Origin of the sequence: Sciscionella marina DSM 45152 (assembly GCF_000379465.1) — a bacterium.
Lineage (GTDB): Bacteria > Actinomycetota > Actinomycetes > Mycobacteriales > Pseudonocardiaceae > Sciscionella > Sciscionella marina.
This window is the reverse complement of record NZ_KB905432.1, coordinates 1-10,324: the sequence shown is the minus strand read 5'-3', so window position 1 is coordinate 10,324 and position 10,324 is coordinate 1. Positions and strand designations below refer to the sequence as shown.

11 protein-coding genes and 1 pseudogene are annotated in these 10,324 nt (G+C 63.6%); 5 read left to right on the top strand and 7 right to left on the bottom strand.

The window, feature by feature from the left end; genetic code table 11:
* The first annotated feature begins 268 nt into the window (after positions 1–268).
* On the top strand, positions 269–706 hold the full coding sequence (locus A37U_RS0135845) for a PPOX class F420-dependent oxidoreductase (protein ID WP_026197729.1): 438 nt from the start codon (positions 269–271) through the stop codon (positions 704–706).
* A gap of 51 nt (positions 707–757) precedes the next feature.
* Here A37U_RS0135845 and A37U_RS0135840 read toward each other — a convergent pair whose 3' ends face one another.
* Positions 758–1,012, bottom strand: coding sequence for a hypothetical protein (locus A37U_RS0135840; RefSeq protein ID WP_020501483.1), 255 nt, complete (start codon positions 1,010–1,012; stop codon positions 758–760).
* A 26-nt stretch (positions 1,013–1,038) separates the two neighbouring features.
* Entirely contained in the window at positions 1,039–1,494 is a 456-nt protein-coding gene (locus A37U_RS47055) for a hypothetical protein (protein WP_020501482.1), read from the bottom strand.
* Between the two features lie 505 nt (positions 1,495–1,999).
* Between A37U_RS47055 and A37U_RS47050 the strand changes: the two genes are divergently transcribed.
* Together A37U_RS47050 and A37U_RS47045 are read left to right on the top strand one after the other, a co-directional pair.
* Positions 2,000–2,239, top strand: a complete 240-nt coding sequence (locus A37U_RS47050; protein ID WP_020501481.1) for an SsgA family sporulation/cell division regulator — start codon at positions 2,000–2,002, stop codon at positions 2,237–2,239.
* Positions 2,240–2,990: 751 nt separating this feature from the next.
* The gene (locus tag A37U_RS47045; RefSeq protein WP_020501479.1) at positions 2,991–3,464 is read left to right on the top strand and encodes a DUF4383 domain-containing protein; all 474 of its coding nucleotides are present in this window, start codon (positions 2,991–2,993) and stop codon (positions 3,462–3,464) included.
* A gap of 459 nt (positions 3,465–3,923) precedes the next feature.
* Here the strand turns inward: A37U_RS47045 and A37U_RS0135815 are convergent, their stop codons facing one another.
* Positions 3,924–4,136, bottom strand: coding sequence for a hypothetical protein (locus A37U_RS0135815; RefSeq protein WP_157183248.1), 213 nt, complete (start codon positions 4,134–4,136; stop codon positions 3,924–3,926).
* 374 nt (positions 4,137–4,510) lie between these two features.
* Here A37U_RS0135815 and ctaD point away from each other — a divergent pair, with 374 nt between their 5' ends.
* A complete protein-coding gene (gene ctaD / locus A37U_RS0135810; protein WP_020501477.1) occupies positions 4,511–6,238 on the top strand; it encodes an aa3-type cytochrome oxidase subunit I in 1,728 nt (575 codons plus the stop codon).
* 363 nt (positions 6,239–6,601) lie between these two features.
* Positions 6,602–7,024, top strand: a complete 423-nt coding sequence (locus tag A37U_RS52770) for a hypothetical protein (RefSeq protein WP_169526992.1) — start codon at positions 6,602–6,604, stop codon at positions 7,022–7,024.
* 256 nt (positions 7,025–7,280) lie between these two features.
* On the opposite strand, the gene A37U_RS0135795 is transcribed toward A37U_RS52770, so the two are convergent.
* The 4 genes and pseudogenes from A37U_RS0135795 to A37U_RS47035 all read right to left on the bottom strand — a co-directional run.
* Positions 7,281–7,511: a hypothetical protein gene (locus tag A37U_RS0135795; protein ID WP_020501474.1), complete on the bottom strand. Its 231-nt coding sequence runs from the start codon at positions 7,509–7,511 to the stop codon at positions 7,281–7,283.
* 383 nt (positions 7,512–7,894) lie between these two features.
* Positions 7,895–9,161 (bottom strand): annotated as a pseudogene (locus tag A37U_RS0135790) (IS3 family transposase).
* Between the two features lie 141 nt (positions 9,162–9,302).
* On the bottom strand, positions 9,303–9,959 hold the full coding sequence (locus A37U_RS52275) for an Imm52 family immunity protein (protein WP_157183247.1): 657 nt from the start codon (positions 9,957–9,959) through the stop codon (positions 9,303–9,305).
* 133 nt (positions 9,960–10,092) lie between these two features.
* A partial coding sequence (locus A37U_RS47035; RefSeq protein ID WP_020501471.1) for an integrase core domain-containing protein occupies positions 10,093–10,324 on the bottom strand: 232 nt, incomplete at its 5' end.

The window sequence follows — 10,324 nt, the reverse complement described above, 5'->3', positions numbered from 1 at the left end:
ATCACCGTCGCGTCCTGATTCGTGTGCATGGACGCGCCGCAAGTGGGTAGTCGATTCCCGCGAGGGAAAGGACAACTGATGCGTTCCAACGAGGATTTCGTGGGACTCGACGACATTCCGGTGCCCTCGGTTGGCGTGGGACAACGCCGCCGTGCGGTGCGCGCCGTGGCTGCCTGTTCCCGCGACAGTGNGGATTGTGCGCGACTACTCGCCGCGCTCGGTCTGGACGTGCGTGAAGGATTCCCTTTCGGCGAAGGAGAACATGACGATGGCGGTCAAGACAGCCAATGGCACGAAACTGCTGCCGGAGACCGAGCGGCTGGCCGGTGGCGCTAACTTCGCCGCCGTGGCCACGATGCTGCCCAGTGGGCGCATCCAGAACCAACCGGTGTGGGTCGGAGTCGAGGACGGCCGACTCGTGGTGAACACCGAGACGCACCGGGCGAAATACCTCAACGCCCGCCGCGACGGGCGCATCGCCCTGATGATCCGCGACGAGCAGGATCCGTACCGGTACGCGGAGATCCGGGGAGTCCTCGGCGAGACCACCGGCGGTGACCGGGCGCGCGGACACGTCGACGAGCTCGCGCAGGACTACACCGGTAAGCCCTATCCGCCGGAGGCCATCAAGAGCGAGCGGGTGATGCTCTGGGTGACACCCGAACGCCAGACCTTCGTCGACCAGAACAACGGTATCGCCGACTAAGATCGGGGAATACGGAGGTCGCCCGCGGTATGCCGGACGCGAGGTCGCGGGTCAGTTCGCTGAACCTCCGCTTTCCTCGCGGTCGGTCTCCAGATGCAGAGCGCCTTCCTCGGGTTCTCCCGGCGGAACCGATGCCTCTGGCGGAAAAGCCGTCGTCTCGGAATCAGCGGAATCCCGGGTGTCGTGTTCAGGGTCGTCCCTGCGCGGGTCGTCTCGTGGCCAGTCGAGCGGCTGCGCGGCCGAGCGGTTCTCGTCGAGTTCGAGGTGTTCCCCGTGTTCGCTGGCCGGGGTCTGGTGTTCGGACATGACTACTCCTGTGCGGTAAGCCGGATTCAGCGTCGATCGTCGAGCGTGGGCGCGATGTACGGTTCGCGGGCAGGCACATCGTTGGCGATGCCATGACTGGCGTCGATATGTGCCTCACTGCTGGTCTGGGAACGAGACTGCCCGAGCAGGCGCGCTTCGTGCTGGCGTGAGCGCAGCAGACTGAAGACACCCATCGTCGCACCGTGTATCGCGGCCAGCACGAGCAACAGCACGCCGAGCCTGCCGAGAACGGCGAGGAAACCGCCGCCCGAAGGTGGGGCGATGGCCAGTAGCGCGAGCAATCCAAGCGCGACGAGGTGGAACAGGGCGACGGTGAGCCGGTTCGCGGCCGCGGCCGCTTCGGCCGACTGATAGGTGTCCCGGAGAAACACGCGGCCGTTGCCGGTGATCAGGTACCCGTCGACGCCGATCAGCAGCACACCGAGTACCAGAAAGAGCACGGCCGAGCCGTAATCGGTCATTGTGACCTCCTATCCGAATTTGGAAGTGGAGTACCCGCGACACACACCGGGAAAACCCGGCAGGACAGACAGAGTGGATACCAATGTTGCCTTGCGACGCTCCCCGAAGAGGACAGAGCAATGGGTCGCGATGCGATTGGCGCGAATCAACTGCTCCCCGGTATTCCAGGGAACCCGTGTCTGGCCAGCTCCTCCGGCGCGGCCTTGGACCGATACCGCGCCAGGACAACGATTCCTGCGCATACCGACGTTACCGTTGTCTCCGGGTCCGTCATGCGGATCGTGCATGCCGAGGATGTCAGTGAAGCGGTCCGATTGCTGCTCGGTTCGCGGCCGCCGAGCCCCGTTGTTGTCGAACGGGCAAGCCCACGATGAACAGCGCGCCATCACCTCTTTTCGGTATGTCCGTCTTGGGACCCGTTGGGCGAGCCGACAGATACCTGTTTTGCCCCGAATTCGAGTGGGTGTCACCGCAGTAACAGGAACAATAACCGGTGAGTGAGTCGTGATCGATAGCTCGTCTATCACCGATACCACGATCTTCGAGGTGATGTTGTCGGGCGAAACGGCAATGCCGATCGAAGTCGAGTTCCAGTACAACAGCGACGACCCGTGGGCAGTACAGCTCTCCTTTCAGATCGGAAGAAACGAGCGGGTCAGCTGGACGGTGGCGAGGGCACTGCTGTCCGCGGGCCTGCATACGCCCTCAGGACAGAGGGAGGTTCGGGGGACCGCTCGACGGTGAGTCGACGGCCATCGAGCTGCATTCGTCGAGCGGGCAAGCCGAGTTCGTCATCGACGCCGAGCAGCTCGGTGCTTTTGTGGAGGCCACTTACCGGTTCGTGTCCTCGATACAGGCGCAGAAGATCGTGGACACCGAGTTCCACAGCCGTTGGTGGTCTGACTTCGGCGGTTAGCCGGGATCGGCGAGCGTGTCACGATCACGGCAGGTGCCAGCAGAGGGAGCGAGTTCCTTGCTCGCCTGCGGCCCGTCAGGGGCGTGCAGCCATCCACGAACAGGCTGGCACCGGTGGTGTCATCCGCCGCCGGGTAGTCAGGAAGCGACGGCTGCGGCAACCTCGTGGGCGTCGGCGGGACGGTCGAAGAAGAACAGGGATCCGGCTGCTCGCGCGCGGGATCTCGACGACAGTATCGCGGGCGCCGTCGACCTCCTCGTGATACGCGGTACCGAACGAGTCCGCTGTCCAGCACCAACTGCCGCGTCGCGTCCACATCGGTCGTGATCGCCGCGGCCGATGTCGGCGTCCGTGACGATCGCGATCCGGGGCAGGCCTGTGGTGGCCGAAGCCCGTCCCGGCGCGGTCATGGTCAATCCTCCTCGTGATCGCCGGTCTTGCCGCCGACGTGCCCGCCGGAAGCCGGCGCATGCGAACAAGCGGTGAACGGGGTTTCACCGAATGGCGTTCGGGTAGCCGACTAGGTGTATCTGCGGTCTCGTGGCACGCGATAGGCACAACATTCCGAGAGGAGGCGGGATGCCTGGCGAGACGGAATCCCGGTCCGAGCGACGCCCGCCGGTTCAGTACGTCGTGTTTGGTACCGGTCTTGTGCTTCTGCTGGTCGGGCTACTGGGCTTCGTACCCGGTGCGACGACTGACTACCACATGCTGCGGCTCGCCGGACGGGGACCGAGTGCGCTCTTGTTCGACACCTTCTCGGTCACGATCGTGCGGAATCTGTTGTTCGTGGTGCTCGGTGTCGTTTTCCTCGCTGTCACAAGGACACCGCCACTGGCCCACGGCCTGCTGATCGCCGCTGGCCTGGTCTATCTGTTGCTCTACGGTTACGGGCTGCTCGCCGGGCGTGGGGCCGACGCGAACCTTCTCGGGCTCAACGATCCGGACAACTGGATGCACCTGGCGATCGCGATGGTTCTTCTCGCCTCTGCGTTTCTCGCCGGGCAGAAGCGCCATCCCACCCACTCGACCTCGCCGCCCGGAGACGTGTGAGCGCACAGCTCGACGACGGTCAACACGCCTCCAACCGGGCAGTGCGTGGAAACCGCACGCTGATCGATTATCGGTGACCAAGACCGCTGCGATCGGGCGGATCTATCCACCGGCATAGGCACTGGCCGGCCGAAGCATCCGGGGCAACGCGGTGGTGCCGAGGTCCGGTGTGGACATCGCTGATCCCGTCCACGTTTCCGGAGGAGAAAGTCGAAGGGTTCGGCGATCGGTGCCGCTTGGCCGCGGCGCCGATCCTGATGAACCGGGTCCTTTGTATGTGTTCCTTGCCGCGAATCGGCTCTGCTCCTACGACACCGGTGAGGTTTTCTCCGCCTGGGTACAGACTGCGGCAGGCTGAATATTCGCGATCAGTCGATTGGTGGCGAGCGACCGGTAAGCACGAGCCCTGGGATGGCGCGCCGCCACACCGGTCGGAAGCGGAATCCCCCGGAACCGGGACTACATTTCGCGAGGGAACCGGTGTCCGGACCGCTGGCACAGGCTGGCCAGTATGAGCAGGGCGACGAACGTGCCCTCGCGAGCGAGTACCGTGGCCAACAGGGGCAACAGCGCGCTGTCGGCGGTCACGACCTCCACCTCGGGCAGTCGTGCGCGCAGTCCAGCGGCCGAGCCCTGGTCGATTTCCACGGCGATGATTCTGCTCCTGGCCATGAGCACGTCCCCAGCGCTTCGGCGACCGGTCCGGTACCGGCTCCGAGCTCGACAACCATGGCAGGCTGGTTGACCGGCAGCAGCCGCGCCGGCCGCCTGGCGCAGCATCGCGAGCGCGCTGCGACTGCCCCGATCGAGCGTAGCGAACGCCAGTGCCCGCCACAGTGCCGTCGGATCCGGGTGACCGGCTCGGTTCGTGATCGTTCGGTGCACAGTGGCTCCGCTTCTGTGGTGTGCTGATCGTGCGGTGGCCGCCACTGGCTACTCGGGAGCAGGCGGCTCACGCCTGTCCGTTTCGGCCAGATGGTGCCGGAGTTTGATGCTCGGCCATGTGGGTACGACAGAGGGGCCGAATCATCCACGGAGGAGTACGGATGGCGCAGACGACTCCGGCCCCGACACCGATGCACTCGTCTCGCAGGCCTGCCCCGGCGGGGCAGGGGATCACCAGGGTCCTGCGGACGACCGACCCCAAGGACATCGGGGTGCAGTATCTGGCGACCGCGTTCGCGTTCTTCGTGGTGGGCGGCATCATGGCGTTGCTGATGCGCACCGAGCTGGCGCGACCGGGTCTGCAGTTCCTTTCCCAGGAGCAGTACAACCAGCTGTTCACCATGCACGGCACGATCATGCTGCTGCTCTATGCCACGCCCACCTTGTTCGGCTTCGCGAACTGTGTCCTGCCGATCCAGCTCGGCGCGCCCGATGTGGCATTTCCCCGCCTCAACTCGCTGTCCTTCTGGCTGTTCGCCTTCGGCGGGGTGATCGTCCTTGCCGGGTTTCTCACCCCGGGTGGAGCGGCCGATTTCGGCTGGACCGCCTACACGCCGCTGGCGTCCGCGACACATTCCCCTGGTCTGGGAGGAAACCTGTGGATCACCGGGCTCATCGTGTCCGGTCTCGGCACGATCCTGGGCGCGGTGAACATGGTGACCACGGTGGTGTGTCTCCGGGGACCCGGTATGACGATGTTCCGGATGTCGATGTTCGGCTGGAACATCCTGGCCACCTCGATCCTGATCCTGCTGGCCTTCCCGATCCTGACCGCGGCGTTGTTCGGTCTGCTCGCGGACCGCAACATCGGCGCCCATGTGTTCGACCCGGCCAACGGCGGAGCGGTGCTGTGGCAACATATGTTCTGGTTCTTCGGCCACCCCGAGGTCTATATCGTCGCGCTGCCGTTCTTCGGAATCGTCACCGAGATCATTCCGGTGTTCTCCCGCAAACCGCTCTATGGCTACAAGGGAATGGTGTTCGCCACGCTCGGTATCGCCGCGCTCTCGGTGACGGTCTGGGCGCACCACATGTTCGCCACGGGTGCGGTGCTGCTGCCGTTCTTCTCCTTCATGACCTTCCTGATCGCGGTGCCCACCGGGGTGAAGTTCTTCAACTGGATCGGCACCATGTGGAAAGGGCAGCTGACCTTCGAGACACCGATGCTGTTCTCGNTNGGCTTCCTNGNCACCTTCCTGNTCGGTGGNNTGACCGGNNTNNTNCTGGCCNCGCCNNCGNTNGANTTCCANNTCNCNGACACGTACTTCGTGGTCGCGCACTTCCACTACGTGCTGTTCGGCACGATCGTGTTCGCGACCTATGCGGGCATGTACTTCTGGTTCCCCAAGATCACCGGACGCATGCTCAACGAGAAACTCGGCAAGGTCCACTTCTGGACGACNTTCATCGGGTTCCACNTGACNTTCCTCGTGCAGCACTGGCTGGGNAACGANGGCATGCCCCGCCGTTACGCGGACTATCTGGCCTCGGACGGGTTCACCACGCTGAACACGATCTCCACGATCGGTTCCTATGTGCTGGGCTTCTCGGTGCTGCCGTTCGTGTACAACGTCTTCCGCTCCTACCGCTACGGCGAGGTCGTCACCCAGGACGACCCGTGGGGCTATGGCATGTCCCTGGAATGGGCCACCTCGACACCACCACCGAGGCACAACTTCACCTCACTGCCCCGGATCCGGTCCGAACGGCCCGCCTTCGACCTGCACTACCCGCACATCGCCGAACGCGCGGAGAAGGAGCGCTACCTGTCCTTCTTCGGGAAGACACTCCAGCACACCGGCCGACGAGAACACGACGAGCCGAGGTGAGCCGGTTTCGAGAGCCCCTGGCCAGGGCACGAGCGGGGAATGCGATTCGAATACACCCCGCTGACCGAGCAGACCGGTCCCGCGGAACTCGTCCGGCTCGCCGGTGAGGCGGGAACGTGTGGGGTTCGACTTCGAGGCGGCGAGCGACCATCTCTCTCCCTGACTCAAGGAACAGGGGCACGCGCCCTATGTGTGGAGTGGGCTCGCGGCCGCGACCCAGTGCACCGAGCGCGTCGAATTGATGACGTATGTGACCTGTCCGTCCTTTCGCCACCATCCTGCCGTGGTCGCACAGAAAGCCGAGATGCTGTTGCAGACTGCTCGACGGCGGCCCATGCCTGGTGACAGGCACTGGAGGTGTTTTTGGAGCGTGTCGAAGGCAGCCAGCTGCGCTGGTTTCTCTGCGGCTGCGGCACCTTAGCTGTGCGCGGGATCGATGCCGGACCCGGCGACCTTGGCTTCTGTGTTGACGACGCCCAGCTCGCTGGAACCTCCCTTGAAGACCTGCTGGTCGAGCCGGTCACCGCGATGACCGGTTGGGTCGCCGACAGCGGCGGCAGAGCATTCTCTGACTGCTTGTTCGAATGGATCGCCGGCGTGCACGCCGTCATTGACGAGCCCGAGGCGCACGAACAGGGACCTGCCACCGCCCGACTCGAACACGTCCGCTGGCAGGGACACGACAGGCCAGTCGCACCGCTGGACCTGCAACTCGCCGTCGACCAGCGACGCGGCCTCACCAGCCGCGTACAGAAAATCCACGCATACATGAGCGGCCCCGGGTAACCCCACACCGCTTCGTTGCGGCGAACATCGTCGACCAATCCACAGGTATTGACAATTGCTCAACTACCCTCCGTCAGGTAGCACCTGGAACCCGCTGACGTCATCGGTTCGTTTTACGATGGCCATGGTGAACCGAACCGATGCCTTGGCCCACTCCAGCAACTTGCTGGCGCAGTGGCCATCAGACCAGACCAAGCTTATGCGCCGACACGACGCGGGCAGCGTCCTCCAGTAGGGCCCGGGCGCCGCCCCGGCCCTACTCGAAATTTGGGGCGAGGGAGTAGAGATTATTCGCATAGCATGTCGGGCAAACTGGCGCGCACTCGTCGTCGATAGCGACCATCACCGACTCGCGCCGCTTGCGGCAACGTTTGCAACGATAGGTGAGTGCATGCGCCAGGCTGTGCAGTTGCAGCCCGCGCAACAGCGGGTAGGTGTCGATGATGGGCAGATCTACGGTTACGGTGCCATGGTCGATGAGCGTCACCAGCGCACTCCCTTTCCCGCTTCCCCTATATAGAGGTCATCCCCAGCGGGAACGCCCGTGAAACACACGGGACCCTATACCACCCGAAGGAATGCACAGAGTTACCCTGGGTATTCGTTTATCGAGGGGTATCAAGGTGTCAAACAGGCGCTTTGGCAGCTGAACAATACTGACAGTAGATCGTGTCTCTGTCGTGGCACACACCGACAGGAGCCATCGAACACCGCCAAGTTTCGATCCACCGATAGGGCGGAGCCGTACAGGAATCCGTGTACTCCGCTTGGACAAGTGGGGACGGGAACGGAATGTACAACCCCCATACGGCAACACTCTAGTACTGCAACGACAGATCGTGAATCGTCCCGGGTTTGGTTCCCACCGGTTTATCGGTGTCCGGCTGGTCGCCGGGCGTGGTGTGCATAGTATTCGGCTTCGTACTCGGCCGGTGGTGTGCGGTCGAGCCGGTGCATGAGCCTGGCCGTGTTGTACCAGTGCACCCAGTCCGCGGTGACCTGCTCGACATGGCCCAGCCGGGCCAGCGGACCACGGCGGAACGGTGAATCGTCGCGTATCGCTTCGGTCTTGTAGAGCCCGATCGTGGTCTCGGCGAGCGCGTTGTCGAACGCGTCACCGACCGAGCCGATCGACGGGGTCATCCCGGACAGTATCAGCGTCTCACCAAAGTGGACAGACGTGTACTGACTTCCCGCGTCGGAGTGATGAATTGTGTTACCCGGCAACGGATTTCCTTCCCGTTCCCGGACGGCGACTGACTGGTGGATGGCTGCTTCGACGAACGCGGTGTGCTTACTGGTCGCGCATTCCCAGCCCAGGACCCGCCCAGCGTAGGCGTCGACGACGAACGCGGTGTAGACAAACACCCCGCTCGCCAACCGGACATAGGTGAAATCGGCCACCAGTAACACGTTCGGCGCCGCGACCCGGAACTGGCGGTCGACCAGATCCGGTGCCCTGCTCGCGGCCGGATCTCGCTCGGTGGTGCGGATCTTCTTGCGCCGCGCCACACCTCGCCGCCCGTTCACGCGCATCAACCGTTCCATCGTGCAGCGCGCCACCGGAACGTTCTGGCGTTGCAGGTGCGCCCACATCTTTCCCGCCCCGTACAACGATTCCGGTGGCCGCCGCCCGTCTTCGCCGGGCTCGTAGTAGCCGGCCAGGAGCTCAGTGACCGCGGTGTCCCACAGGGCACGTTTCGACGGCGGCCGCGCCAGCCAGGCATAAAACGTTCTCGGGGCGATCTGGACCCCGTGCGCGCTCAGCACACGACAGATCGGAGCGACCCCGAACCGAGCGCGATGCTCGGCGATGAACGCGCAGATCACGGGCGTCGCGGGTCGCTCTCCCGCACGAAGAAAGCCGTGGCCTCCTTGAGAATGTCGATCGTCTGTTCCAGCTCGGCGATCTTGCGTTTCTGCTCGCGGATCACCCGCGCCGCCTCGGTCGAGACCCCCTCCGCATCCCCGGAATCGATCTCGGCCTGCCGAATCCACTTCCGCAACGTCTCAGCGCTCATCCCATCCGGGACGCCACCGTCCGGATCGCCTCCCACTCCGTGGCGTAATCACCACGGTGCTCACGCACCGGACGAACCGCCTTCGCCCTCGTCACCGCGTCGTACTTCATCGGCATGATGCCAACACTCCCTCACAAGAAGATGAGCATCAAACCCGGGGCGGTTCACTGCGAGGGGCGCAAACAGGTGTACCAATCGCGTCGAAGCTCTTATGCTTGACGAGTCTGGTGCCTGCTTGGGCGTCGGTCTCATGCTAGTCACGTCCAGTTCGCTGGAAGAACCTTGCGCGCTACCCGGACGGTCATCTCCGGGGTGACCGCAAACGGGTCGTCACCGATCGTGATCATCGTTCCGGTTGAGAAGGGCTCGGTGACGTATTCGTCATCAGAGAGCATCGTGGTAGGTATCGACCCGTTCAGGTAGGTCATCCAGCCGACATGAGGGCCGTTGGTTTCGAGTTGCGGTTCTTGCATCGGATAGGTGAATAACGCGGCCTGGTCAGGTTTCCACTCATGGACGGCAATTTCCATGGCCGACCGCATAATGCTGGGGCTGTGTAGGTTTCCCGCTTCTTCTTCGGGGGAGGGGAAGTTGAGAGTTAACACGTTATGAACCCATGGGGAAGTGCCGCCACACGCTAAATAGAAGTCGACTCCGGCTTGCTGTCCATTCCATAACGAAAGAGAACATCCAAGACTGTCATCGCAGTTCAACAGCGGGCGGATGTGTGCCGCGTCGATCTCCACGGGGTACTTGAGAGAATCGCTTGGGCGGTTGACCTTTTGGTACCAGGTGCCCAGGATCGGGTTAAGTTCGCCGAGTCGTTGCAGGCATCGAGCGGTGGTGGAGGCGCTCTCTTCTGGATCCGCGAACCTGGGTCCCCAGTAGCAGCCTAGAGTGAACGACTCGGCCATGGTTACTCCTCCTATGGTCGCACGACAACCTTGATCGCAGAATAGCCGTTGCTAGCAAAGAGTCGTCTAATGGCGTCTGCAGCGACCGGCTCCGCAACATACCAGGGGCTGCTGAATGAAACTGTGACAGTGGTTAGGCGGCCTGGTCGGCTGGTGTGGTCATGATGGTTTCGTATTCGATGGGGGTCAAGCGGCCGAGTCGGGCTTGGCGTCGGTGCCGGTGGTAGGTGCGTTCGATCCAGGTTACGATCGCGATCCGGAGCTGTTCTCGGGTGGCCCATTTGCGGCGGTCGAGCACGTTGTGTTGCAGGAGGCTGAAGAAGCTTTCCATGGCGGCGTTGTCACCCGCTGCGCCGACCTGGCCC